The organism is Leptolyngbya sp. PCC 6406 (genome assembly GCF_000332095.2).
GTDB lineage: Bacteria > Cyanobacteriota > Cyanobacteriia > Phormidesmidales > Phormidesmidaceae > PCC-6406.
Map to the genome: position 1 here is coordinate 2,566,875 of NZ_KI913949.1, position 25,592 is coordinate 2,592,466.

Annotated in this window: 24 protein-coding genes; 13 read left to right on the forward strand and 11 right to left on the reverse strand. The window is 51.9% G+C overall.

The genetic code is table 11. From position 1 onward, the window contains the following. The first annotated feature begins 95 nt into the window (after positions 1–95). The gene (locus LEP6406_RS27650; RefSeq protein ID WP_071992226.1) at positions 96–1,430 is read left to right on the forward strand and encodes a hydantoinase B/oxoprolinase family protein; all 1,335 of its coding nucleotides are present in this window, start codon (positions 96–98) and stop codon (positions 1,428–1,430) included. On the opposite strand, the gene LEP6406_RS0211360 is transcribed toward LEP6406_RS27650, so the two are convergent. After that, on the reverse strand, positions 1,421–2,083 hold the full coding sequence (locus LEP6406_RS0211360; protein WP_008317055.1) for a glutathione S-transferase family protein: 663 nt from the start codon (positions 2,081–2,083) through the stop codon (positions 1,421–1,423). The genes LEP6406_RS27650 and LEP6406_RS0211360 overlap by 10 nt on opposite strands. A gap of 614 nt (positions 2,084–2,697) precedes the next feature. Between LEP6406_RS0211360 and LEP6406_RS0211370 the strand changes: the two genes are divergently transcribed. From LEP6406_RS0211370 to LEP6406_RS0211385, 5 genes are all read left to right on the forward strand, one after another. Then, positions 2,698–5,514 carry a tetratricopeptide repeat protein gene (locus LEP6406_RS0211370; RefSeq protein WP_008317053.1) on the forward strand — a complete coding sequence of 939 codons (2,817 nt, stop codon included), beginning with the start codon at positions 2,698–2,700 and terminating at the stop codon, positions 5,512–5,514. Positions 5,515–5,960: 446 nt separating this feature from the next. After that, on the forward strand, positions 5,961–6,320 hold the full coding sequence (locus LEP6406_RS27655) for a type II toxin-antitoxin system VapC family toxin (RefSeq protein ID WP_008317052.1): 360 nt from the start codon (positions 5,961–5,963) through the stop codon (positions 6,318–6,320). Positions 6,321–6,437: 117 nt separating this feature from the next. Then, complete coding sequence (locus LEP6406_RS31155) at positions 6,438–6,665, forward strand: hypothetical protein (RefSeq protein ID WP_008317050.1); 228 nt, start codon at positions 6,438–6,440, stop codon at positions 6,663–6,665. Between the two features lie 41 nt (positions 6,666–6,706). Then, complete coding sequence (locus LEP6406_RS0211380) at positions 6,707–6,919, forward strand: hypothetical protein (RefSeq protein WP_008317049.1); 213 nt, start codon at positions 6,707–6,709, stop codon at positions 6,917–6,919. Positions 6,920–7,051: 132 nt separating this feature from the next. Next, positions 7,052–7,972: an aminoglycoside phosphotransferase/kinase family protein gene (locus LEP6406_RS0211385; RefSeq protein ID WP_193364922.1), complete on the forward strand. Its 921-nt coding sequence runs from the start codon at positions 7,052–7,054 to the stop codon at positions 7,970–7,972. Here LEP6406_RS0211385 and LEP6406_RS32070 read toward each other — a convergent pair. Then, on the reverse strand, positions 7,962–8,957 hold the full coding sequence (locus tag LEP6406_RS32070; RefSeq protein WP_081748042.1) for an IS1/IS1595 family N-terminal zinc-binding domain-containing protein: 996 nt from the start codon (positions 8,955–8,957) through the stop codon (positions 7,962–7,964). The two genes, LEP6406_RS0211385 and LEP6406_RS32070, sit on opposite strands and share 11 nt — an antisense overlap. 554 nt (positions 8,958–9,511) lie before the next feature. Here LEP6406_RS32070 and LEP6406_RS0211400 point away from each other — a divergent pair. Together LEP6406_RS0211400 and LEP6406_RS0211405 are read left to right on the forward strand one after the other, a co-directional pair. After that, positions 9,512–9,784 carry a DUF2281 domain-containing protein gene (locus tag LEP6406_RS0211400; protein WP_008309983.1) on the forward strand — a complete coding sequence of 91 codons (273 nt, stop codon included), beginning with the start codon at positions 9,512–9,514 and terminating at the stop codon, positions 9,782–9,784. Then, complete coding sequence (locus LEP6406_RS0211405; RefSeq protein WP_027269061.1) at positions 9,781–10,197, forward strand: type II toxin-antitoxin system VapC family toxin; 417 nt, start codon at positions 9,781–9,783, stop codon at positions 10,195–10,197. Before LEP6406_RS0211400 ends, LEP6406_RS0211405 begins: the two co-directional genes overlap by 4 nt. 350 nt (positions 10,198–10,547) lie before the next feature. Here LEP6406_RS0211405 and LEP6406_RS0211410 read toward each other — a convergent pair whose 3' ends face one another. The 6 genes from LEP6406_RS0211410 to LEP6406_RS0211435 all read right to left on the reverse strand — a co-directional run bounded on the left by LEP6406_RS0211410 (position 10,548) and on the right by LEP6406_RS0211435 (position 20,696). After that, positions 10,548–16,352 carry an ATP-binding sensor histidine kinase gene (locus LEP6406_RS0211410; RefSeq protein ID WP_008309979.1) on the reverse strand — a complete coding sequence of 1,935 codons (5,805 nt, stop codon included), beginning with the start codon at positions 16,350–16,352 and terminating at the stop codon, positions 10,548–10,550. A gap of 377 nt (positions 16,353–16,729) precedes the next feature. Next, complete coding sequence (locus tag LEP6406_RS27665) at positions 16,730–17,269, reverse strand: cupin domain-containing protein (RefSeq protein ID WP_263971166.1); 540 nt, start codon at positions 17,267–17,269, stop codon at positions 16,730–16,732. A 53-nt stretch (positions 17,270–17,322) separates the two neighbouring features. Continuing rightward, entirely contained in the window at positions 17,323–18,315 is a 993-nt protein-coding gene (locus LEP6406_RS0211420; RefSeq protein ID WP_008309976.1) for an NAD(P)/FAD-dependent oxidoreductase, read from the reverse strand. Positions 18,316–18,455: 140 nt separating this feature from the next. Then, positions 18,456–19,091, reverse strand: a complete 636-nt coding sequence (locus LEP6406_RS31160; protein WP_008309975.1) for an OsmC family protein — start codon at positions 19,089–19,091, stop codon at positions 18,456–18,458. A 114-nt stretch (positions 19,092–19,205) separates the two neighbouring features. Then, positions 19,206–19,988 carry an SDR family NAD(P)-dependent oxidoreductase gene (locus LEP6406_RS0211430; RefSeq protein WP_008309973.1) on the reverse strand — a complete coding sequence of 261 codons (783 nt, stop codon included), beginning with the start codon at positions 19,986–19,988 and terminating at the stop codon, positions 19,206–19,208. A 126-nt stretch (positions 19,989–20,114) separates the two neighbouring features. After that, a complete protein-coding gene (locus LEP6406_RS0211435; protein WP_008309971.1) occupies positions 20,115–20,696 on the reverse strand; it encodes a TetR/AcrR family transcriptional regulator in 582 nt (193 codons plus the stop codon). Positions 20,697–21,074: 378 nt separating this feature from the next. Between LEP6406_RS0211435 and LEP6406_RS27675 the strand changes: the two genes are divergently transcribed. Together LEP6406_RS27675 and LEP6406_RS32835 are read left to right on the forward strand one after the other, a co-directional pair. Continuing rightward, on the forward strand, positions 21,075–21,695 hold the full coding sequence (locus tag LEP6406_RS27675; protein WP_008309969.1) for a Crp/Fnr family transcriptional regulator: 621 nt from the start codon (positions 21,075–21,077) through the stop codon (positions 21,693–21,695). 82 nt (positions 21,696–21,777) lie between these two features. Continuing rightward, on the forward strand, positions 21,778–21,936 hold the full coding sequence (locus tag LEP6406_RS32835) for a hypothetical protein (RefSeq protein ID WP_155834678.1): 159 nt from the start codon (positions 21,778–21,780) through the stop codon (positions 21,934–21,936). Between the two features lie 44 nt (positions 21,937–21,980). Here the strand turns inward: LEP6406_RS32835 and LEP6406_RS0211450 are convergent, their stop codons facing one another. Then, positions 21,981–22,865: an alpha/beta fold hydrolase gene (locus tag LEP6406_RS0211450; RefSeq protein ID WP_008309967.1), complete on the reverse strand. Its 885-nt coding sequence runs from the start codon at positions 22,863–22,865 to the stop codon at positions 21,981–21,983. A gap of 347 nt (positions 22,866–23,212) precedes the next feature. On the opposite strand from LEP6406_RS0211450, the gene LEP6406_RS31165 reads away from it, so the two are divergent. From LEP6406_RS31165 to LEP6406_RS31170, 3 genes are all read left to right on the forward strand, one after another. Then, positions 23,213–23,386, forward strand: a complete 174-nt coding sequence (locus tag LEP6406_RS31165) for a CDGSH iron-sulfur domain-containing protein (protein WP_008309965.1) — start codon at positions 23,213–23,215, stop codon at positions 23,384–23,386. Positions 23,387–23,465: 79 nt separating this feature from the next. Continuing rightward, the gene (locus LEP6406_RS0211460) at positions 23,466–23,942 is read left to right on the forward strand and encodes a DoxX family protein (RefSeq protein WP_008309962.1); all 477 of its coding nucleotides are present in this window, start codon (positions 23,466–23,468) and stop codon (positions 23,940–23,942) included. 13 nt (positions 23,943–23,955) lie between these two features. Continuing rightward, positions 23,956–24,132, forward strand: coding sequence for a hypothetical protein (locus LEP6406_RS31170; RefSeq protein WP_202807524.1), 177 nt, complete (start codon positions 23,956–23,958; stop codon positions 24,130–24,132). A gap of 241 nt (positions 24,133–24,373) precedes the next feature. Here the strand turns inward: LEP6406_RS31170 and LEP6406_RS0211470 are convergent, their stop codons facing one another. Continuing rightward, positions 24,374–24,787, reverse strand: coding sequence for a 3'-5' exonuclease (locus LEP6406_RS0211470; RefSeq protein WP_008309956.1), 414 nt, complete (start codon positions 24,785–24,787; stop codon positions 24,374–24,376). Then, positions 24,736–25,530, reverse strand: a complete 795-nt coding sequence (locus LEP6406_RS0211475) for an IS5 family transposase (RefSeq protein ID WP_027268711.1) — start codon at positions 25,528–25,530, stop codon at positions 24,736–24,738. Before LEP6406_RS0211475 ends, LEP6406_RS0211470 begins: the two co-directional genes overlap by 52 nt. Positions 25,531–25,592 lie beyond the last annotated feature (62 nt).

Below are 25,592 nucleotides of genomic sequence, written 5' to 3' on the forward strand. Positions count from 1 at the left end.
CACCCGGCAACAAGGGCAGGCAAGGGATTGCCCCTACGGATCCAGATCAATATCGGTCACCCGGCACTGGGTAGGGCGGGTTTTGAGCCTCCCATTTGGGATTTCCCAGTAGACACGAGCTAAACCCGCCCCTACGGGATTTACCCCAATACCCCATCACCCCATCACCCCATCACCCCATCACCCCATCACCCCCCCACTCCCCCACCCCCCTCTTCTACCTCGCCTCCCGAGGACACCACGCCGACATCGGCGGCATCACACCGGGTTCCATGCCCCCCTACAGCACCTCCGTCGAGCAAGAGGGCGTCCTCCTAGACAATGTGAAACTGGTCGATCAGGGGCACTTTCAGGAAGTAGAGATCCGTAAACTGCTCAGCAGCGACCCCTACCCCGCCCGCAATCCCGACCAAAACATCGCCGATCTCCAAGCCCAAATCGCCGCCAATAAGCGGGGAGTACAGGAACTCCAGCGCATCACCCACCACTACGGATTAGAGGTGGTGCAAGCTTACATGGGCCATGTCCAAGCCAATGCCACCGCAGCGGTGCAGAAGGTGATCGCAGGACTTCAGAATGGTCAATTTACCTACCCAATGGACGACGGCAGCGTCATCCAGGTGCGAATCACTGTGGATCGGCGTGCCCGCACCGCCCACATTGACTTCACCGGCACATCTCCCCAGCAGAACACCAATCTGAATGCACCCTTGGCCATTGGTCAAGCCGTCGTCCTCTATGTGTTTCGCACCCTTGTAGACGACGAGATTCCCCTGAATGCGGGCTGCATGACCCCCTTGACCCTCACGATTCCCGAGGGTTCTATGCTGAATCCCCACTATCCGGCGGCAGTCGTAGCGGGCAATGTGGAAACATCCCAGGCGATTGCCAATGCCCTCTATGGAGCCCTGGGGGTGATGGCGGCAGCCCAGGGCACAATGAACAATTTCACCTTTGGCGATGACCAGCACCAGTATTACGAAACCATCTGTGGCGGATCGGGGGCCGGGGCTGACTTTGACGGCACCGATGCAATCCAGACCCACATGACCAACTCCCGCCTCACGGACCCGGAGGTACTGGAGTGGCGGTTTCCGGTGCTGGTGGAGGAATTCGCCCTGCGGCCCAACAGCGGCGGTCAGGGTAAACACCGGGGGGGCAATGGCGTCCTGCGCCGCATCCAGTTTCGCCAAGGGATGACGGCGGCGATTCTCTCGGGGCATCGGGTGGTGCCCCCCTTTGGCCTAGCGGGGGGAGAACCCGGTCAGGTGGGGCAAAATTGGGTGGTGCGCCGAGATGGCACCGTGGAGACTCTAGAGGGAAAGGGGGAAGTGCAAATGCAACCGGGAGATACCTTTGTGGTGGCCACACCAGGGGGCGGCGGCTATGGTCCCAACCGTCCCCATTCCACTACCCAAAACTATCCCTGACGCTGGGCCATGAGTTGACGCATCCGCTCCCGGAAGGCGGCGATCATCTCGGGGGTGGGGGCGGTGGTTTGCCAAGCCTCGCGGGCCATCAGGCGATCGCACCAGGCTTTGAGGGCGGCATGGTCTGCTAGGGGCAGGCCCAGTTGCTCGCACCAGGGGGCGACGGTGCCCAGTACCACATCCGCTAGGGACAGGGTTTCTCCGCCAAAATAGGGCTGATCTCCCAGTTGGGCGGCAAAAAAGCTGAGGCAAAGGCTGCCCTGTTTCAACGCCTTTTGCATGGCTTCTGCATCCGGTTCCCCAAAGCCCATCATTTTGCGGGTGAGGGGGTTGACCGCTGGCATCAGTTCGTTCAAGGTGGCCATCTGCACCATCCGCACTTTGGCCACTGCTGCTGCTGCCGTGGGCATCAGGGGCGGGGTGGGGTATTGGGCTTCTAGGTAATCCAACATGGCGAAGGATTCGATCACGGTCAGATCTCCATCCACGAGCACGGGAATGTGATGGAAGGGGTTCAGGGCTAAAAACTCGGGCTTGAACTGATCTCCCCCCAGGTTCAATTCCTTCAGCTCAAAGGTGAGTCCTTTTTCTAGCAGGGCCACCCACACGCGGCGGGAGTTGATGGACAGGGGGGTGTGATAAAGGGTCAACATAATAATTGCGCTTTTACATCCCCTTCAGGATGCCATCTCAGCGCCATACCCGACGGGGTAAGGGTAGGAAACGAAGAAATCCCTGGGCGCTAGCGCAGCGAAGGCGTTCTTTTCGTAGACAAGCCCCATGACTGCATCTCAGTTTTGCCAGTAGCAAAAGCACTCAGATCGCCAAAAACCAGAAGAACCCGGTTATGTACACTCTGCTTGAGCCATCATCGCGTGATGGATAACACCCCCAGCTCCCACGCTTAACTCTCAAAAGTGACGGATACCCCCCTAGCACCGGACTTATCTATCAAAGCTGATATATAATAGCGCCAACCTCGGACTTATCTGCAAAAAATGACCGATAACACCCCTAGAGTCGGACTTATCCGTCACTTTTGATACTTAAATCGCGTCCATGTTGGAACCTGAAGTTTCTAGGACAAGCATAGGAGTCTATAGTTCTTAGCTCATCGATATTTCAAGTATCTTTCTGAAACTATGGTTTTCAAGTTAGACGCGGTTTAATACTATAGTTGGGCACTCAATCTAGAATGAATACAGCTAGTCAAAAAGAAAGACTGATAAACACTAAAAAGCTCTCTACAAACTAATTCAGTCATTCAATGTCAGGTAGTGGTGCGGCTGGTGGTTTCGATTTTCAAGCAGTAGTTGGGGCGTTTGTAGCTGCCCACCTATTAGCTGATGATCAGTTGCGATGGTCAATCTGGTTAGACCTCCCAATTTCCATTGCCTTTGAACAGGGGGGAGCGGGTGACGATATCAGAATTGAGTTTCTTAGTGGAGACTCATATGAGGTTCAAGTAAAACGAGGTCTCAGAGCAGACAGCATTCTGGAAGAAGCACTCATTAAAATGACAAGTGCTCTTAAACCACAAGAGCGTGGAATTATTGCAGTTGATCCAACTTCTTCTGGGACAGTAACTCAAGGACTCCGAAATTGGCTAGATGGACACCGTCATGGAAGTCCATCTTCACTTCCCAGTTCGCTAATTGATCGATGTCAATGTCTTTTGCAACCTTCAGTCCAAGATGATTTAGAAAGGCTTCATATTATTGAGCTTGACCTCGAACACAGCTATTCTAGCCATCGCCGACTTGCTCAAGCATTAATCGCGCCACTTATACAAAATGAATCATCATCCGACGCTGTGATGGATACATTAGTTGCGTACTGTCATCATCTAATGACTGTTCGTGGTAAGTGTGATGCAAAAGGATTTCGTGATTATCTTGCTTCAAGAGGGCACAAATTATCTCCACCTGTCTTTCACAGCAAGGCTCAGCTTGTCGATTTTCCTTTAAGACTTCCTAAATTTATTGGACGGGATACCCTATTGGCAAACATTCAAAATGGGTTTTCTAACAAAGCCAGTAATTTTGGTCAAGTGCTACAGGGAATTAGCGGTTCAGGCAAGAGTTCAATAGCTGCTGAATATGGTTTTCGCAGTAGTAATACTTACAATCAGATTATTTGGCTTGAATCTTCCAATATTCTTTCAGCCGCAAATCGTCTCTTTTCTATCGTTGGTCAAACACAAAGTATTTCAGGGGAGAAAAACGGTTCTCTTCTAGTCATTCTTGATGATTTGGATGATTTTAAAAACGGTGGAGATCAACTTATTTCTACACTAGGAAAACTAAAATCATGGCATGTTCTTGCAACAAGTACCAACTCTTCTTGGAGTGAATTTTTCCATGCCATACCTGTTCCTTCTCTTGACAAAGACGATGCAGTTAAACTGCTGATTGGAAACCTGTCAACCACGGACCGAGACTCTGCTGACACTATCGTAGAGTATGTAGATCGTTTGCCACTTGCTCTAGCCCAGCTATCAGCTTATGCATCCAAAACATTAGAGCCGCTGTCAAAGATACTAGAGCGTCTTGAAGTAGAAGGGACACGATTATTTGGTCACAGACCAGCATCCCTGCGGACTTACAAAGAAACTGTTGCAACTTGCTGGCATATCATTCTCAATAAGTTGGAACCTGAATCAACTAAGTTATTAAAACTGATTTCCTTTATAAATCCAAAGGAAATACCCTTAGATCTCATCACAGCTTGGTTTGAACATATTGATGCATCCAAGTCGCAAATTCACTTTATGTCCGTTTCTGAAGCAACGGCAGGTCTTTCAGACTGGCTTATTATCAGTCGGACAGAATCAGGAATAGGATGTCATCGACTTATGCAAGAAGTTGTTCGTGAGTCAATAGAAAAAGAAGAGATACAGGATTTTTTAATCACTTTATTGGATTTTTTTGAAGGATATCTTGGGCATCATAGTGAAGCTTTTCGAGCATACGTCAGACTTAAGAGTCACTTAATAACATTTCTAAACTGTGAGCAAGTAGAACTTCCTAAGTCTACCCGTGCCAATCTCTACTTTACTCTGAGTTTATATGCATGGAGAGACGACCTGATGGAAGGATTGAGACTAATCGATAAATCAGAAAATTTAGCACGAGAAGCAGGTTCCGAAGCAGCTTCGTTTCTGGCAGTTGTGCTCAACATGAAAGGTGTTATTTGCAAAAACCTTGGTGCATTAGAAGATGCATCGGATATGTTTAGAGAAGCACTTCAAATTGCCAGAAATTTTTCAGATGATACTGAGGCATTGCCAGCGATAATTGACAACAGCGCTCAAGTTTTGCAAGCCAAGGGAGAAACAGCACCAGCTCTCAATTTATATCGAGAAGCACTAGAAATTCGGCAAGCACACTCAGCAAATCCAGATGGTATCCTTACAAGTCTTAGCAATGTTATTGGTTTGCTAATCGAAATCGGTGAAAAACAAGAGGCAAAATGTCATTTTGATGAGCTAATTAATCTTCTTCAGCAACAGGTAAAAGACAAATTATATTCTCTCAACTGCGTAGCTATATGTTTGAAAGCTGCTCGGTTTAGTGAGTCTCTAGAAGATATAGATAAGGCAGTCGAGCTTTCGCTTATCGCATTGTCTTTGGGCCGAAAAATTTATGGCCATGGGACTAGACGCTACCTTGAAGATGCACTCAATTCCATTACACTCTGGCTTCGTATAGGGAAAATAGATGTATTAAAGTGGTTTATAGAAAGAAGTTTATTAGTGTTGCCAGAGAGTATTCGTCCTGTTTTCTGGTTCAATTCGGCTTCTCTTTGTATTGTTTACGGAAATATTGAAATTGGAGTTGAACTTCTTTGGAGTTTCGAAGGAGCATACGCTTCCACTGAAAAAGAACTACTTCAAGCAGTAGTGAAAACTGCCCGAATGCTAGCAGAAAATAACGAAAAAAATCCTGGTCAGCCTAGTTTCTCTTTCTTTCTTCCACGAGGTGTTCAACTAGATTTACCTTCAGATGTTGATCTTTCTAAAGCTGCTGCTGTCTTTGTAAGCTGGGATACAGAGTTACATGCCAGAGTACAAGATTGGAGCTGAGGAATTTGATCCTCTTAGGATTCCGTTGATGTGCCTAATCGAGATAGGGAGTGCGGTTTATTGCAGATGAATAACGGTTAGAGTCCGTAAATAACTCTGCCAGCTTAGCTTCCAAATATGAAGCCCTCTAAAGAGCTGAACTGTCCTCTTGATGAGGGTGAAAGTCCCTCCCATCAAACTTGGATGTGACTCCTGATCTGCCCACGATGACCCGACTCGGAATTCGGGAGGCCGAAGCTGGAAGCAGGGCGCAATCAGACACTCATTGCATTCGTATGCTAGGGCTTAGAGCTGTTTGCTTTTCTTAACGTATCTCGAAGTTTATCTATCGACCTATTTATCACAACGTGGCTATTTTGGATTCCTCAAAGCAGGTCAATATAGCTTCTGAGATGGATTAGCGGCGGTGTAAATTAGAATAGAGAAAGTAACTGTCTGTTTTTTGTATGAGTGAAACTGTCTACATTGAGACAAGCATCTTAGGCTATCTCACAGCCAGATCAACTAAAAACCTGATCCTGGCTGCAAACATAGAAGTCACCAAGGAGTGGTGGGAGTCTCGCCGAAGTACCTTCACTCTCTATATTTCAAAAGTTGTCCTAGATGAGGTGGCGCGGGGAGATCCTCAGATTGCGGCTAATCGTTTGAAAATTCTCAATGGAGTCCCCTTGGTTGAACTCAATCAGATTGTACGAAGTCTAGCCGCCCAATTTCTTTCCCGAAGCAACCTTCCTCCCAAGGCTTCTGATGATGCGGTTCACATTGCTGCTGCTACCGTTCACGGCTTGGATTACCTGTTAACCTGAAACTGCAAGCATATTGCAAACGCACAGATTCAGAGGAAACTTGAAGAGATCAGCTTTGATTTTGGATACCAGTTACCCGTAATTTGCACCCCCTACGAATTACTAGGAGATTGAGCAATGTGGCAAGATGAGATTCTAGATGAAATTCATAAAATTCGTGAAGAACATGCAAAGTCTTTTAACTACGACTTAGATGCAATGTTTGCTGACTGGCAAAAAAGACAGTCAGAAGGTGGGCGAGAAGTTGTCAGTTTGCCGCCAAAACGCAGTCTAACAACACGTTGGAGCAGAGGGACGAGAGATCTTGGTGGGGATACAGAGGATGCTAGCCGCCGCTCAACTTAGCCGTTAACCTGCTCACCAATCCCCGGACAAGGAGATTTCACATGCCATTAGCTGATCTCATGTCACAAATCCAGGAACTCCCAAAAATTGACAAGCTTCGGCTAATGCAGTTTCTTGCGACAGAACTGGTCAAAGAAGAGGATGCAAATTTCTTTGTTGCAAATCAAGAGTATCCGATCTGGTCGCCGTACAACTGTTCTGAGTCGGCTAATGTCTTAATGAATCTTCTACAGGATCTTATCCGTCAAAAGTAACGGATAACCCCCCCCAGCACCAGACTTGTCCGTCACTTTTGATACTTAATACGTAGTTGGATAGACGAGGACGCTACACGCTTGAACCCGCCGCCGCAGTCGGATTCCGTACTCCATCGTGTCACAGAACTCTTGCGTGACCCGTACGACGTCAGGCTGGCCGAGTCCATCTTCGGCACCGCCGATGCATCCGTGATCAGTCAACGGGTGGAATTGTTTTGTCGGGATCGACTCAGCCAGGGTGTCTCGACGTGCGAACTGTTCGTTCAGAGTGTCGGCGCTGTCTTCGTGCTCCGATTGGAATCGGGCGAGCGAGTCGTGTTGAAGTTCTACGCTCTTCAGAGCGGCCGCGTCGGAACTGCGGGGACGCTCGCAGAGCTCGTCGCGGTCTACACCGTGCAAGCCGAGTTGGCAAAGGTGGGGATTGCCTGCGCCGAAGTGATTCACACCCCGGTAGCATGTGACGGTGGTGCCGTCGCGGCGATGGGGTACCTGGACGGCACACGAGCGGGGGATGCCCGGAACCCAGCGGTGCGACGTGCAATGGCCGAGGCCCTCGCTGGTCTTATTCGAGCGGGGACCGCGTTCCGGGACACGCCGATGCTTCCGGTGGCTCGTGTGCCTACTCGACTCTGGCCAGTTCCGCATAACGTGCTCTTCGATCTGTCCGCACCGGGCGGTGAGTGGATCGACGACCGCGCGCGCGCGTCGCGGTCCATCCTTGATACCTCAGCACCGCCTGAAATTCTCTTTCATATGGACTTCAGTGCGGCTAACGTGCGCGTCTGGGATGGCCATGTATGCGCGATCTACGATATGGACAGCATCGCCCTGGTCGATGAGATGCGGGGGCTGGCGAGCGCAGCCGTTCACTACACCTACACGGGCACGCCAGGAGAGGCGACCACGTCCCGCGAGCAAGCTCGCGCGTTCGTTGCCGATTACGAGGTCGCACGAGGTAAGGCGCTGAGCAAGGTCGAGCGCCACCGCCTCGATGCAGCAGCCATTTACGCGATGGCCTACACAGCCCGGCACTGTCCTGTTAAGGGGTGATCCATTCAAATCCTCTGGATAAGAGGATCTCAGAGATTTTCAGTGGGCGCTGAATGAATCCCATTGCCATTGCTGGTGTTCTGGCTTTGCCTAAACTCCAATGGGGCCGCACCCAGTTGTGAATCAGGCGCTGTACATTTAAAGCCCGCTGCAATCCTTCTAACTGCTTAGCGTAGTGGTTCTGACGTCTTCGATAGGCCGTTGCTCGACGCCTCAAGGCACTGTTAAAGGCTTCAAGGTGATTGGCATGAACCTCTGCTATGGAACTCATCGCTGTCCAGGGATGCTCCACTTGGAGCCACTCCACCCGGGCCTTGCCTTGAGAGCCTTTGATCTTGATGGCCACTTCTAAACCTTCACGCCAGACCTTCTGATAGGGATATGCCTCTGAGGTCAGGTGGCTCGGTAGATAGACGCTGGCCAGTTTCCACAATTCCTTGCCATAGCGCCGCTCGCCATCGGTAAACCATCGAATCCAAGCACTGGACACAGCCCACTGCCAGGCCCGCTCCACCCCCTGCTCAAACAACTGAGCCGCCTTGAGTCCCGCACTGGCTTCTAGCCAGTAACGACTCTCTCGCTCAATGAAGCTGATCGTCCAGCCTTCTGAGGCTTCGGGGGGAAGGTTCTCTCCCACCCGGGTATAGAGTTCATCGCCCTCTATGGTGACTTCTCCGCCCTCAGGTGCAGGGGGAGACCAGGCGGGCAGATGAGATGATAAGCGCTCTTCCCAAGCGCTAATACTGCTCGGGGATGTCCCCACGACCCTAGCGGCGGCTCTGATGCCAAGACCTTCGCCTCTGGCATTCAGGGCCATCTCTACCGTGGCTGCTGGCGTTCGTAGGCGGGCCATCGGGGTACCGCTACGTTCATTGAAGCGACGGCCACACGTCTTACAGAGGTAGCGTTGCACGACTTGATCGCTCTTCAAGGTTTTGCTACCGTTCTTGACGACCTCTTCACTCTGGCAATAAATACAGTGCATTGGGCTTAAGGCTTGCTGCATCTACAGTCTAGCTCTCACCCCCTAAGCTGACAGTGCCCACAGCCCGATGCGAGCACTCGGGCGATCCCTCAGAGGAACGCATTCATACGGGGATGCGATCGGTTTTGCGCCGCGCGCCGCGCGCCGGATACTTCGACTGATTCGCGCGAAGATCCTGTCGGGCGTATCAACCTCTCGTGCGTGCTTACATTGGGCAAGGGTTACGGGCTGATTTGGAGCGTTTAGAAGACGATACGGTATCTGCACTGATTGCAAGTCTCAAGCGCCATGGTGTCAGTGAGGACGTGATTCAAGAGGCACTAGGCGAAGTAACTGGGCGTTAAGTAGATCGGGTTAATTAATCCGAGGCTTATGAACATAGGCTTGATCGCTTGAAACAGCCTGTACGCAAGGATTCAAGAGAGTTTACTGTTCTTAACACATCTCGAACTTTATGTATCGACCTATTTAGTTTGGGTTTGATTTGCAGCCAGCATCCCAACAAAGCTATATGTATGTTGAGTGAAGTAGCGATTTCAATAAAGGTGATAGTTATGACAATTCGAGAAACTGCGATCGCGAAGATACAGCAACTTCCAGAATCGCTCATACAAGAAATTATCGATTTCATCGACTTTATCACGCGCAATCGCCAAACTAAAACAGCTATTGATTTATTTGGAGGCGATCGCTCTGGAGATTGGTCACGATGGTTTGAGGCTACTGAAAGCTTAGAAATCGCTTCACAAAGAACACCAACAGCCCCAACCACCGAGTATCAGCAACAACTGTTGGGTAAATATCGACAGCAAGGACTCGACCTGTGATTCTCTACGACGCTGGGGTTTTGCTTTGCTTGGTTGACCGCACTCAACCTCAGCATAATGCTTATCGAACTACCGTTACAGGTTTCGCAAAACCTCTCATCACAACCTGGTCATGCCTAACAGAAGCCATGTATCTCGCACTCCATCGTGGCGGTTGGGCAATGCAAAAGCAATTGGGTCAACTTCTTCTAGACAAGCTGCTAGTCATTTACGAGATTCAGGAAAATGACTACGACCGTTTATTAAATCTGATGGAAAAATATCGCGATCGACCCATGAACTTGGCAGATTCAACTTTAGTTTTGACGGCTGAAAAGACCGGGTATCGACAGATTCTTACCCTCGATTCTGACTTCTTGTTTTATCGGATTGGCAATCGAAACACTTTTGATGTCATTCAAGTTCAGTCGTAGGGTGGGCATTGCCCACCGCTCAAACTCGCTCCCCTACCCCCAAGCACCTCCCCGAACACTCAACATTCTCACATCTCCAAAAGGCATATTGGCTTTGATGGTAGCCCTGGCATAGCGTAAACGTCGTACATTCTCCGGCCCAGGGATGGTGGGCATTGCCCACCCTACAAAAAGCTACAAAAAGCTTGTCGGGTGCATCAGAATACAAGCGAACCTCAACCTTAGCTCTGAACCGAGTTTTTCTGGGAAATTATGACCGTATCAGCAAAAAAAATTGGCTTCATCTCCAAGCAGAAACTCTTACAAGGGATTATATTGAAAGTCAAGCTCTTTTATATGAAACTTGCTACTCAATCCACGATCGGCAGCCGAATACAGAACTCTGTACCTTGTCCTAATTCTGAGTATACTTCTAAACTACCACTATGTTTTTCTACCACAATTTGACGGGCGATCGTCAATCCCAACCCCGTTCCCTTACTCACACCTTTGGTAGTAAACAAATGGTCAAAAATTCGCGTCCTCACGTCTTCCGTCATCCCTTTACCATTGTCACTAATCTGAATCTGTACCTGCTTTGCCTGGGTGGTTGTGCGAATCGTAATGTGTTGCGGATGGGATTTCAGTTGCGCGAAAGACACATCTTGAGCCATTTCATCGAAAATATCGATCGCATTCGCCAGAATATTCATAAACACTTGGTTTAACTGTCCAGGGAAACATTGGATTGTTGGCACATCCCCATAATCTTGAATAACTTCAATAGCGGGGCGATGCTCGTTGGCTTTAAGCCGATATTTGAGAATCAACAACGTGCTATCAATCCCTTCATGCAGGTTGGCCCTAATTTTGTAGTCGGTATCTGCACGAGAGAAGGTACGTAGGCTGGTGCTAATCCCTTTGATGCGATCGGTGGCCCCTTTCATTGATTCTAGAAGTTTCGGCAAGTCCTCACTGAGGAACTCCAGATCGATCTCTTCAGCATTGTCTTGAATCGGAGCAGCGGCGTTAGGATGATGTTGCTGATAAAGGGCAAGATGTCCGAGCAAGTTTCGCGTGTATTCCTTAGTATTGTTGATGCTGCCATTGAGAAAGCCGATGGGATTATTAATTTCATGGGCTACCCCAGCAACTAGATTACCTAATGCCGACATTTTCTCACTCTGGATCATTTTCATTTGAGCATGTTGAAGCTCAGCCATCGCCTGTTCTAGCGTGCGATTTTTTTCCTGAATTGAGAGTTCCATGTACTTGCGTTCAGTCACATCTCGAATCACAGATAATCCACAGCGCTTGCCGTTATACAAAAAAGGAACTGCTTTGAGTTCAATGTAAAAAGGAGTTCCATCCCGTTTTTTGCAAATAGCCTCGCAGGTAAACTCCTGTCCGACTTTAACGGTCTTCAGAAAGGCAGTAAACTTATCATGGCGGTTAGGGGGGATAAAGTCTAAGGGATCTAAGCTCAAGATTTCACTATAGGAATAGCCATGAAGCTGATAATAAGCAGGATTGGCATCCATTACTTTGCCAGTTTCTAAATCAGTAATTAATAACCCATCGCTAACCGCTTCAAAAATACCCCGAGACTGGGCTTCCTTCCGTTGCAGTTGTTGGGCATCTTCCTGAGCCTGTTGATAGAGGCGGGCATTTTCTAGGGAAATGGCGGCTTGGGCACAGAGACAGTTCAATAGTTCAACGCGATCGCTCGTAAATACGCCAACGGTGATATGGTTCTCCAAATACAAAATCGCAACGAGTTTACCTTGTTGAAGAATCGGCGTGCAGAGCAGACTTTTAGGCTGGTGCTGCATCACGTAGGCATCCATTGCCAGGGTAGGGTGGATCGTGGCATCCATAATCACCGCAGGTTGGAGACTCCGCTTGACTGTGTTAATCAAGCCGTGGGGAATCTCTGAACTGCTGGATAGGGCTATGGATTGCACCCATGCAGGTTGATCGAGGGTGGCAATAGCCTCAACAAACCACTGGTTGTCACGGGGCATCAGCAATGCACCTTTGTCAGCTCCAGAATTTTCTAAGACCGTATGCAGCAATGTCGCCAATAGCTTATCAAGTTCAATTTCGCTGGAAAGGGTTTGAGATGCCTTCAGGATGCTTGCCAGATCGAGGGTGGCAGAAATACCAGTACCACTGGAGCTGGAAGACTTTGTGACGGTAGTCTGCGGTGTAGCTAAAGACGCTGTATCAAACACCGTTTCCGTTGCTGACAAAGCTATTTTCTGCTGTTGTAAAATCGGCGCAAGCAGTGTAGGGTAACGGCATTCTAGATCTTGGACTTTGGCTTTCGCGCCCCAGTGAACATAGCCATAGTAGGCATTCGTCAGATACTCTTGGGCAATTTTGGGTTTACCCCAACCGAGATAGAACTTAGCCGCCAGTTCGTTTGCTAAAGCCTCTTCTTGGGTAAAACCATTGGCTTTGGCGGAGGCGATCGCCAAATCATAATATTCGATCGCCTCCGCCCTCTGATTCAGTATTCGGGATTGCTCAGCCGCAATCAATTGCCAACGATGCTGATGGTTAAACGGTGCATGGGTTGCCCAATTTTGCAACTTTACTTGATCCGCCTCCACTTGCTCTAAAATCAGAGTCTGTTCCTCAGGTAGTACATCTGGATAGCGTTTGAGCTGAATCAGCGCACTGTAGAAAGTTCCAATCGGCATCAGGAAGAACCCACAGGCAGCATCTCTATATTCTTCTACACGAGCAGCATTGTATACGGCCTGTTCATCTTGCCCAAATAGATAGCAGAGCAATGCTTGGTTGATATAAACATGGAGGAGTCCGACTCGATCGTTAGCGGCTTGGAGGAGAGGGACTGATTGTTCAGCATCAAAAACTGTGCCTTGCAAACGATAAGGCACTTCAGATTGCCCTAGTAAACCCAAAATTGCTTGCAGATAAATTTCATGGGACTTCAAGGTAGCTTCCTGTTTGACTTGCTGAATAATGTCCCGATAAGCCACCATTTCTTCAGCCAGTCCATTGAGTTCTTGACCCGCCCAATATTGATAGTTACTATAGGTCAATAGATTGAGCGCTACACACTCCCAATCGCCGCTTTCTAAACCGCTGCGGTAGCCTTCTAGTAGAAGGGGAATAGTATGATGTAATGGCTCTTGCCAATGACGAGTGAAGCTGTTGACAATAAAATAGGCTCTGCTTTTAAAAGCAGAAATTTGCAGTTTCTCTAGTAGTGCCAGAGCGAGCTGGCCAAATTTATATCCTGTAGTAACATCCCCAATAATGCCACACAAAATTAAACCATAGTCGGCATAGGAAAAAATTGAAATCGGAGAATTTCCATACTGAATTGAGAGTTCCACTTGCTTGAAACTCAGTAGAGGTAATAGTGGGGGAGCGGCAATATGGGCTGAGGGAACAATCTTAGACATGATTTGCATGGCGGCGATGAGCTGCGGGTCTTGCATCGCCGGTAGATTCAGCAAGCTTAAAGGAGCCCGTTCTTGCCAAGACTGTCGGGACTGCTCATAGGCTGCACCAATGTCAGCGGGTGTAGGTTGGGCAGGAAATTCAATACCCAAGAGTCTCAGAACCTGCAATCCTGTTTCCACAACCTCCAGAAATCGTCCTTGAGACCGCAGGGCCATAATGCGAGTCTCGTAAACTTTGATCTGATCTAGTAAAGAGGTGGCCTGTTGCAACACGATTTTGCCCCATGCTTCAAGATCCTCAAAATGCGTATTTAAATAAGCCACATCTAAGCGCTGGTGATGCAGTTCTAGGGTAAAAGCATAGTGATCAGTCCAGGCATGATCTGGCAATAGGTCAATGGCCTGGTTCAAATACTCTAGAGCGGCACCATAGGCATTAGAACTTATGGCTTTGCGTCCTGCGATTAGGTTCAATCGGGCCAGATCAATCTGCTCCGCAAGGGTGTCAATCAAGCTGCTACTGATATTCAAATGACTAACAATTTCAAATATCCGCTCCGCTTGGGTGGCGGATGAGAAATGGCTCACCAATAAGCGACCGATACGGTAATGAATTGCGGTTCTATTAACTTCAGGAATCAAAGAGTAGGCAGCCTGTTGAACGCGATCATGCAAAAACCGATAGGTTGGATTAACTGCACAACTCTCAAAATCTGATTGTTCTGCACTCTGAAAGAATTTGTAGACTTGACTCATGGGCAAAATCAAGCCTTCTTGTAATACTTTCCACAAGGCCGCTGCAACATCAGTGGGGGATTGTTCTGAGATGATCGCTAGCGTCGCTAAATCGAACTGGTTGCCAATACAAGCAGCTAATTGGATCACTAGTTGCGTTTCAGGCGGAAATTTCTGCAATTGCACCGCCATAAACTCAACGACATCGTTGGTGAGTGTCAGTGCCTGCACTTGATCGATATCACATTCCCAATAGCAGCGATTCTTATTCTGAGAGGCTCCGCCAACGCGATCAAATCGAATATAGCCGTCTTCGTATAGCGCTTTAAGAAACTGCGTCGTGAAAAAGGGATTGCCTTGGGTTTTGCGATCGACTAATTCAGTCAGGGGTTGCGCCAGCTCCAGCGAACAATTCAACGTATCGGCGATCAGATGATTAGTATTCTCAAAAGCCAGTGGAGCCAGGGTAATTGTATTCACGATCGTCTGGGCTTTCTTGAGTTCTTTTACCGTTAAACTGAACGGGTGAGTAGGCGATACCTCATTGTCGCGATAGGCACCCAAGATCAAGAGATAACCATTGTCATCTATCAACAATTTGAGCAATTGCAGTGAAGCTAAATCGGCCCACTGCAAATCATCCAAAAAGATTACCAATGGATGTGCTGTGGTAGTAAATACTTCAATAAATTTTTGGAATAGTAAGTTAAATCGGTTCTGGGCGGCACTGCCCGAGAGTTCTGGAGCAATCGGCTGTTGGCCAATAATCTGCTCTAGTTCTGGAATCACGTCAATCAGCACTTGTCCGTTTTCGCCCAGCGCTGCCAAAATTTTGGCTTGCCATTGCGTCAGTTGCGCATCGGATTCGGAGAGTAATTGTCCCATCAAGTCGCGCAAGGCTTGCACAAAGGCTGATAGGGGAATGTTGCGATTGAATTGGTCAAACTTACCTTTAATAAAGTAGCCGCGCTGCCGCACGATCGGTTTGTGGACTTCATTGACTACGGCGGTTTTACCAATCCCAGAGAACCCAGCAACCAGCATCAGTTCTGAACTGCCATTAGCAACACGATCGAAGGCTTCCAGTAAGGATTGGACCTCGACAGCGCGACCATAAAGCTTTTCAGGAATTAAGAACCGATCGCTCAGATCGTGCTGGCCCAGTTCAAATGTTGGCATGTTACCTGTTGCTTTCCATGCCCTTAAACACTGCTCCAAATCATGTTTCAGTCCAAGGCTACTCTGATAGCGATCCTCCGCATTTTTCGCCATCAGTTTGGCAACAATCGCCGCCACTATTTGCGGTATTTCTGCCTTGACTTGGTGGGCTGGCAATGGCACTTGGGCAAGATGACAATGCATCAGTTCCAAAGGATCATCCGAGACAAAGGGCAGGGTTCCGGTCAGGAGTTGATAAAGAGTGACCCCCAAAGCATAGAAATCGGCACGATAATCAATGCCGCGATTCATCCGTCCGGTTTGCTCGGGCGCGATATACGACAGAGTTCCTTCCAAAATATTGGGACTTTGGATTTCTTGGGTTTCCTTCGACAATAGGGATGCAATACTGAAGTCAATGAGTTTGACTTGCTTTGATTCGGGGTGAATCAGAATATTGGCGGGTTTAATGTCTTTATGCACCACCCGATTCTGGCTGAGTCCGTGGAGAATATCGGCCAGTTGGAGGGTGATCTCTAGCACCTCTCTCCAATCCAAGGGGTGTGATTGAAGATATTGCCCTAATGCCACGCCCCCCCAATCCTCCATGACTAGGGCATAGCCACTGCCCAAGGGCTCTAAACTCAAGGGCTGGACAATGCCGGGGAGAGAAAGATTTTTGGCAATGGTGAACTGGTTGCGAAACTGCACCAGTTCGCCAAAGCTCGGATAGTCACGTCGCAGCACCTTAACTACTACGGGTCTCTGAGTCGCTGTTTGTATCGCTCGATATACTGCTGTTCGAGAACCCAGATACAGTTGCTCAACAATGCTGTAGCCAGCCATGTCCGGGAATGAATGAGGGGTGCTACTGTTCAGAGGTCTCATGGGTTGGGGTAGTGGGTGCTAACCGTAAGCAGGTCGAATGACCTAAGCTGAGTGGATAAGGTCGAGTTTAAGGTGAATGCAAAAGCGTCGTAGGTAAGCCTGAAGTTTCTGGGTGGAGGGGAGCATTCGCGAAACCTCTCCATTAGGGAAAATCCACGGATCTCGTTGGAAACATCCCGGTTCCGTAGGTTTTCGCCTAGGGGAAACGCTACGCAAACGTTTCTAAATCCACGCTACAAAGCTCAAGTCATACTGCGCAAAATTTTGTTCGTCTCTTTGGTTACAGCGTTCCCAAAAATTTAGGCGATGATGCAAGGGTGGGTAGTGCCTTTTCGTCAAGGCGACAGCGAAACCGCTGAGGTCGGCAGGTGCCCGGTCTTGACGTAAATAATGCAGCCCTCCCGACTGTAGGGGGTGTGGTGACTGCTGCACGGGTTGCGCAGCCAGGTGCCCTTGGGGTAGGTGCCAAACTCATCCTCAAACACGCTGTCGAGCACAAAGATCTCTTCGCCGCCCCAGTGGCGGTGGGTCTGAAACACCGTACCCGGTGACCACTTCACCAGGGCCACATGCTCAGGGCCAAAGCTGTGTAGCGGCATCACCTCTAGCCCCTTGACCAGACCGGGCAGCCAAGGGGTCTGGGTGGCATCTACCACCACCCGCATTTGGTCGTCAGGATCCATCTGCCAAAGCTTCACTAAAATCGTGCAGCCCTCCCGACTGGCGGGGGTATGGGTCGAGCCCACCAGGTTGCGCACGTAGGTGCCCGCCGGGTAATCGCCATGCTCATCGGAGAAGACCCCTTCCAGCACCAAAAATTCTTCGCCGCCGCTGTGGGTGTGGGGCGAAAAGGCGCTGCCGGGTGCGTATCGCACCACCGGAGTGGGGGAGTGGGGGAGTGGGTGGGTGGGATAAGTCCATCACCTCATCACGCAACCTTGCGCTCAGTCCCCGCCCGCCGATGCCCTTCCTGGCGGCGGATGTCGCGCCAGATCTGGGTGGCGGCTTTGGCCCCGTCGGCGGCGGCGATGATTACCTGGTTCATGCCGACTTTGAGGTCGCCGACGGCGAAGATGCGGGGGTGGGTGGTGCGGTTCATGTCGTCGGTGACGAGGTTGCCGCCCTGGTACTCCAGGTCGAGGCCCTGGAGGTAGTCGGCGTGGTATTTGGAGCCCATGGACACCAGGCCCATGTCCAGCTCGACCACGGTGCCGTCGGCCAGTTCAACGCCGCTCATGCGGTGGTTTTCCCCCAGGAAGCGAATGATGGGGCGCTCTTCGAGGGTGAAGCCGTGGGCAGACATGCGATCGCGGAATGCATCACTCACCGCAAAGGCCCCGTTGGTAAACAGGGTGATGTGAGGGGTAAACCACTCCAGCGGAAAGGCCACTTCTAGACTGCCTTCGCTGTTGCCAAAGACGCCGGTGCGCTGGTCGCGCATTTCGTAGCCGTCGCAGATTAGACAGACGTGCAGGTTGTGGCCCGCGTAGTCGAACACGTTTTTCATGCTGCTGACCTGGGGCAGGTGGTCGATGACACCGCTGGCGGCGATCAGGTAGCGGCTGCGGAAGACTCGATAGGTGGGGTTGCTGCGGCCAATGCGCACTCGCACGGCGAAGGAGTCGCCTTCATCCACTACGTCTTCGACGTAGCCGTTGAGGTGGTCGCCCTCCAAGGACAAAAAGTGGTCTTTGCCCTGCTGGAGTACTTCGCGCCCTGGGGTGTCGGGGGCCAAGCCCAGGTAGTTGTGCAGCTCCTGCATCCAGAAGGAGCGGGCTTTGCCTTTGTCGATAATCAGCGTCGAGAGCAGATAGCGTTGCAGGTAGATGCCGGCGGAAAGCCCGGCGGCCCCGCCGCCGACCACCAGAACGTCGTAGAGGGGGTCGGGGCGCTGATCGAGCAGTTGTTTGGTGAGTTGCATGGTGACCTCCTTAGGGGGGATGGGGAGATGGGGTGATGGGGTGATGGGGTGATGGGGTGATGGGGTGATGGGGTGATGGGGTGATGGGACAAGCCAGAAGCCCCTTGGTCTGCTCCAGAAGAAGCCTGGTTTCTGGGCGCTTAACCATCGCTAAAGCGGACGGGTTTGCCATCGACGGCAATCAGGTGATCGAGGCGAATGGCGGTGCCGTCATCGAGCTTGAGAAATTCGGCTTTGTCTGCGGAGAAGAAATCGACGATGCGGCTTTCGCGGCTGACTTCGGCTCCGGTTTCGCTGCGGTAGATCACCGGGCAGGATTTCTTTAAGGTGACCAGGGCCTCTAGCTCGTCGTAGTAGGTGCAGCTCACGGCCTGGTAGGGCGTTGGGGCTGGGGTTAACAGGGTTTGAATGTCCACCGTGCCAGCCAGCAGACGGTGAACGGGGCAGCGATCGCCGATCTCCCGCAGCCGTTGGCGCTGCTCGTTGCTCAGGTCGCCCTCCAGGGTGAGGTGGGCAAGAATCACTGTCTGCCGATCCACTGTCTGCGACTCGACCTCGACGCTGACGCGATCGAGTGGCCAGCCCTTGCGCTCGGCGTACATTTGCAGGGTGATTGCCTTGCAACTGCCCAGGCCCGCCAGCACCAGCTCGGTGGGGGTTGGCCCCCGATCTTCGCCGCCCAGGGCCAAAGGCTCGTCGGCGGTGAGCTGAAACTGACGAAGGGCAATGGCTTGGCCAAAGCGCGAGCCGTTGGATGAGACCTGTACCGATGCCATGGCAGAAACCTCCATAACGTGGGGACTGATAGCGTGGGAGCAAGAAACCGGGGTTCTTGGATGGAATGCAGCGAGGTCTTTATTTTTGCCCCAGCAACCCGGTTTCTCGTCGCCCTAAGCGTACTGGTTGCGGCCAGCCATCACGCCACCGTCCACATCCCAGATGGCCCCGGTCACCCAGGCGGCCTGGTCAGAGAGCAGAAATGCGATCGCACCTGCCACATCTTCCGGTTTCCCCACCCGACCAATGGGGTGAAAGCCGTTGAACCCTTGCAAGGTGCTGTGCACCTGGTCTTTGGGGATAAATCCTTCGTAGATCGGGGTTTCAACCACCGCCGGAGCTACGGCGTTGACTCGGATATTGTGGCTGGCCAGTTCCATCGCTAGGTGCTGGGTCAGGGAATGCAGCCCCGCCTTGGCCATGGAGTAGGCCGAGGATGGGGTGGCCTGCACCGCCTGTTTGGCCCACATGGAGCCGACATTGACAATCGCCCCGCCGCGCCCGCCATTCACGATGTTTTGAGCGATCGCCTGGGTGATAAAGAACGTCGCCTTGTTCAGATCCAAGTACAGGTCATAGTCGGCCTCGGTGTGCTCCAAAAATGCCTTGGGCAAAAACACCCCGGCGGCGTTGACCAGCAGCGTGGCGTCGCTGTACTTGGCATTGATGCGGGCAATCAAATCGTCGCGGTCAAAGGGGTTGGCGATGTCGGCCTGTTCGCCCGTCACGGGTCCTAAAGCGGCGAGTTCATCAACGGCGGCATGGAGGCGATCGCCCCGCTTACCCACCAGCACGGCCTTGCCACCCTGCTTAAGCACGGCCTCGGCAGTGGCCTTACCAATGCCGCTAGAGCCGCCAATCACAATCAACGTCTGACCCGCAAAATCGTGAGCCATGATCGATACCTCCTCATGAATAAACAACAGGCTTACGAAGCTTCCTACCAGAAGGTAGGGGAGCGATCAAAAAAAGGGTTCGAGTTTCGGGTTTCGGGTCTTGGGCTATTTCCTAACACCTGACACCTACCCCCCAATCACCAACCGCATCAACTGCTCCACCGTTTGGTGAAACTGGGCTGCGCCGCCCCGCACGCGGGCCAGCAGCATGCTCCCTTGCAGCAGCTCAAAGACCAGCGCCGCCATTGCCTGGGTGTCCCCGGCAAAGCGAAAGCTGCCATCCAAACGGCCCCACTCCAGCAGGGTGGCCAGACGCACCTGGTTACCCTGGCAAAAGGCGCGCACGTCTTCCACTAGAGGCGCGCTCAGGGTCAGGGTTTCGGCCCCGAGCATGGCACAGAGGCAGGCTTTGTCTTGGTCTCCAGCGCTGAGGGTGGCCTCGTACAGCCCGCAGTAGCGCCGCAGCATCACCTCGGGGCTATCGCCCGAGGCCAACACACCGTCCACAATTCTCAAGAAGCGATCGCTATAGCGCTCCAGCAGCGCCACCAGCAGATCGTCCTTTTTGGGGAAGTGGGTGTGGACGCTGGCCTTGCGGATGCCCACGCGATCGCTGATGTCCTGGTAGCTCATGGCGTTGACACCGCGACGCTGAATCAGGTCTTGAGCGACATCGAGAATGTGGGTTTTAGTGTCGGTGCTTTTCATGCTGACATCCTACCTATAGGTAGGCAAAGGTGTCAAGGGGATCAGGGTCTACGGTACTAGTACACCCAGGCCGAAATGAGCTTGCTATTCTGTCGCACCAGCCCAACATTTTCCGGTCCCCTCTCCCCGTGGGAAAGGGCTAGGGTGAGGGGCCGAGTATGCCACGATGGAACGGCCAGGGTATTTCCGCCGCCCAGTACTAGTGCAGCCCCTTAGCCCCCAAAACATCCCTAAAAACAGCTTTTTGCTGCTCTTGGTACTAACTAAGACTATCTGCATTCCTACAAAATCATGCTCATGGGTTTTCTGAGGCTTGGTAAAGCAATGCCTCTGTCAGCCATTTGCCCTGTCGTTGGGAGGTGCCCTCCCCGAGTTGCCATGTATCCCTTAACGCCGGCTGATCTGCCGCCCGACCTGCAACGCCGCGTGCGACGCCACGCCCTTTCCCCCGGCCAAATTTTGGTGCAGCAGGGCGAAAAAGCCAATTCGCTCTTCTGGGTGGCGAGCGGGCAGGTGCGGTTGGCCAGTTTTCTTAAGCACCAGATGATCACCTACTACTTCGTCAAACCCGGTGATCTGTTTGGCGAAAGCACCCTGCATTTCGACACCTACGGCTGTACGGCGATCGCAGAGGTGCCCTCCGAAGTCATCGCCATCCCCAAACTGCCCTTTACCCTGGCGCTGCAACAGTCGCCCGAGCTATCGCAGCGCTACCTCGACAACCTCAGCTATCGCTTCCACACCCTCAAATCCCTATTAGAGCTAAGGAGCATCAATTCTGGGCGCGATCGCATTCTCCACTATCTGATGCAGCGCCTGCCCGCTGGGCAGACCACCCTCGCCCTCGACAAACCCCTCAAAGAGGTGGCCAGCGAGCTCGCCCTGACGCCAGAAGCCTTCTCTCGGTTGCTGACTCGACTCCAAAATGAGGGCATCATCAGCCGCAAAAAGCGCAGCATTACCGTCTCCCGGTCGTGGCTAGACGGCATCGCCAACTAGAGCTTGACCAAGCTGATGGTGACCAGCCCTAACATCTGGGTCATATCGAAGCAACGCTAAGCTAAAGGCCCTGCAAGGGACAGTGTCGAAAGGGCAGATTACGCTAACCCCTGAGGATCTGTCCCAGGAGACCCATTTCTTCCTGGGCATGATCCAGAGTCTCTGCGTGCTGGGCCGCGCCAGCCATCCCAGAGAAACCCTGGAGGCCCTTGTCAGCGCGGCGGTTAAACGCCTCGGCTGATTTTTTCGGCGAAACGACGCGGACGAATGGCCGAGGGGCGGACCCTACTCCGCCAAAAACGCCAGCACTGCCTTGGCAAAGCGCTCCGGCGCATCCTGCTGAATCCAGTGGGATGCGCCCTCAACCGCCCAGAACCGCGCCCCCGGAATTTCGCTGGCCAGTTGCCGACCATCCTCGGCCTTTTGCCAGGGGTCATCCATGCCCCAGAGCACCAGGGTGGGGGCGGTGATAGTGCCGTGGCGATCGACCAAGGCCATGGTCTGGTTGGCGTTTAGCGCTGAGGCGTTGCGCAGCAGGCTGAGCTTGCCCTCCTCGCTGGCCCAGGGGGCGATCATGCCCGCGCGAAACTCGGGGGTGAGCTGGCCGGGGTTCGACAGCCCCGCCGCCAGACTTTCTTCTAGCGCGGCAACCAAGTCGGCAATGGGGCGCGGTTTCCACCGCAGGGGGTGGCCAAAGTCGAGCATGTCGTCGTCAAAACGGTCGTAGCAGACCGAGTTGGTGATCACCAGGCGGTTGACCAAAGCAGCGTGCTCGATCGCCAAAATCAGCGCCACTGCGCCGCCCGTATCGTGACCCACCACATCCACCCGCCCTAGGCCCAGGGTTGCCAGCAGAGCGACGATCATGCGGGCCTGGTCTTGGAAGGATCGGTCGAAGCGATCGCGCCGATCTGACCAGCCGTGGCCCAAAAAGTCGGGCGCAATCACCCGATAGCCCGCCGCCACCAGGGGCGGAATCACCGCGTGGTAGAGGTATCCCCAGGTGGGGATGCCATGCATAAGCAGCACGGTACCGCGATCGGCCTCGCCCACATCGATATAGCGAACGGTGACGGGAATGTGGGCGGCGGTGCCCGCAGGCAGTAGCAGATCTTGCTGGTCGGCTTTAAAGGCTTGCCAGGTTGGCCATCTCGTAGGTTCTAGTTGCATGGATTCTCTCCGGTAGAAAATTGCCATGCCCCAGCCTAAATCGACTCAATGAGCAGAGGCTGAGCGCAGCAAAAACCTGAAAAGTCCAGATCTGATGTAATCCGGGAAAGTCTGTGGGATGGGTGCTTGACCTGCGTAGGCAAAAAAACGACATCCACCAATATCCGCGATCGCGGATATTGCCAAATGCTACGGACTTGACTTCGGTCAAGGAATTTTACGGAAGAACCACCTAGGCTCTCTGCAAAGGTTTTTCTTCGGCAGCGAACTTTGCTTTGCGGGCGGGGCTAACCCAAACATTCTCACGCCGACTCACTCTCCCCCTCTTTTCCTAAGGAGTTACTCCGATGAAGTCACAAGCTTCTTCTCAGGTCATCAACCTCGAAGCTGGGAGCTACTGGCTCTGCACCTGCGACCAGTCAAAAAATAAGCCCTATTGCGATGGCAGCCACAAGGGCACCCCCTTTACGCCGCTCTCCCTAGAACTGGAAAGCCCCAAGCAAATCGAAGTCTCTCGCTAGATAGCGTGGGTCGCTGGACTTGTGAGCGCGATCGCCTTCTGCCTTCTGCCTTCTTCGTTTTTCCATAAGGACTTTTCCCATGAAACTCACCATCCGCGACATCGACACCGCCGCTGCGGCCCCTCGCAATCTACGCCTGACCAAGCCCATCATCGACCTCGACACCGCTCCCTACGCCATCACCCTGCTGCGGGTCAGCCTGGGGCTACTGTTTCTGGCCCACGGTCTGCTCAAGCTGGTGGTCTTTACCCTGCCGGGCACGGCCCAGTTCTTCGCCAGCATTGGCCTGCCGGGTTTTATGGCCTACATCGTTGCCCCTATGCAGATCATCGGCGGGGTCATGCTGATCGCTGGGCTGTTTAGCCGCTGGGTGGCCCTGGCCCTGTTCCCGGTGATGCTGGTGGCCACCTTTACCCACTTTCCCAGCGGTTGGCTATTCACCAACGAGGGCGGCGGCTGGGAGTTTCCGGCCTTCTTTACCGTGGCCACCGTTGTGCAGTTTTTGCTGGGCGACGGTGCCTTTGGCCTCACCCATCTGCTGCGCCCCACCCGGTAGGGAGCAGTAAATTTTGGTGACCACCTTCGCCCTGGCCTGCGAACTCCAGGCCGACTGGAAACGCCCCACCGCCAACGCCATGCTGATGCCGTTTACGCAAAATCTGTCTGAGTATGGCTTCGTGCTGCAAAATTTCTGGAACAACGCCAATGGCCACGCGGTGCCCGACCCCTTTGGCCTAGTGAAATAAGGAGTTTTCCAGAAAAGAAGGTTGTATCTTTCAACATTGCCCTAGCTCCTTTGGGGCAGCGATGCCTACGACTGTACTCAGGGCAAGTTTCTGCTGAGTGGAGTCAAAGCCAGCAGGAAGTTGCTTACTAGAAATCACCTTAAGCCGCATAATATTCCTGTTGAGCGACTTAAAATAACCCTCGAAACATATCAGGTTCTCTCGACAGTCCGATCCAAGCAGATTGTTGTCCTCTAAAAAACTATGTGCAATCTGGTATTTCAACTATATCTAGCAAGTCGGAAAGTTTGCTTTTGTCAATATTAGATAATTCGATCAATGATGGGACAGAAATAAACAGTTTTTTCCTAGCTCGGCTTACAGCTACATAATTAATTCTATGTTCTTCATTTCCATCTAAGTCTGGCTTAAGAATAAAATCCAAATTCGACACGCTTTTAAGAATCAAAATAACATTGTCGAATTCATCACCTTTAGCCTTATGTATAGTACGATTGAGGCTATTGTCTTCAGTGATTTTCACACAAACAGCTAGTTGCTTATAGGTGTGCTGTTCATAAAATTCCTTAGAGGGTGTCTGAAAAGCTGGAATGTAGGTATGAATTAGCACGTTAGTCGCCTTAACATGACTCGAATATTGGCCACATAAATCCATGCCTCAGCGGTCTCTGGTAGGCGCTCATAGTCTTTACTCAAGCGGCGGCAAAAAGTAAACCAGCCAAATGTGCGCTCCACCACCCACCGCTTGGGTAACAGCACAAATCCCTGCGCACAGTCGGGGCGCTTGATCACCTCAATCACCCATCGAAAGCGGTCCATGATCTCTTTCATGAAATCGTTACCGCTATATCCCCCATCAACCCAAATGACACACAGGCGAGTGAACCACTGACTAACCTGATGCATTTTTTCTAGCACCTTTCGTGCGCCATCCCGCTCAGGGAGACTCGCTGCGGTAACCACAACCATCAGCACTAAACCCATTGTGTCGACCACCACGTTTCGCTTCCGACCTTTGACCTTTTTGTTTGCATCGAAGCCGACCGACTCCGAAATGTAGACATCGCTGTTCACCGACTGACTATCCATCACCGCTGCACTGGGAGACGCTTCGCGCCCCTCCGTTAACCGCACCAACTCCCGCAATCGGTGATTGATGTGTTCCCACACCCCATCATTGCGCCATTGGCGAAAATAATGGTAGACCGTTTTGGCCTTCGGGAAATCATGGGGTAAGCACCGCCACTTGGTGCTATTGTCCAGAACGTACAGAATCGCATTGACCACTTCTCGCATATCCGTGCTCCGAGGTCGTCCACCAGGCTTCGCCGGAGGAATCAAGAGAGAGAGAATATCCCATTGTTCATCAGTCAAATCGGTGGGGTAGGATAATCGCATTGCCCTCAAAAACCCTATCAAGTGTACTTACTGACTGATAGAGTAGCGTTTTTGAGGGCCTT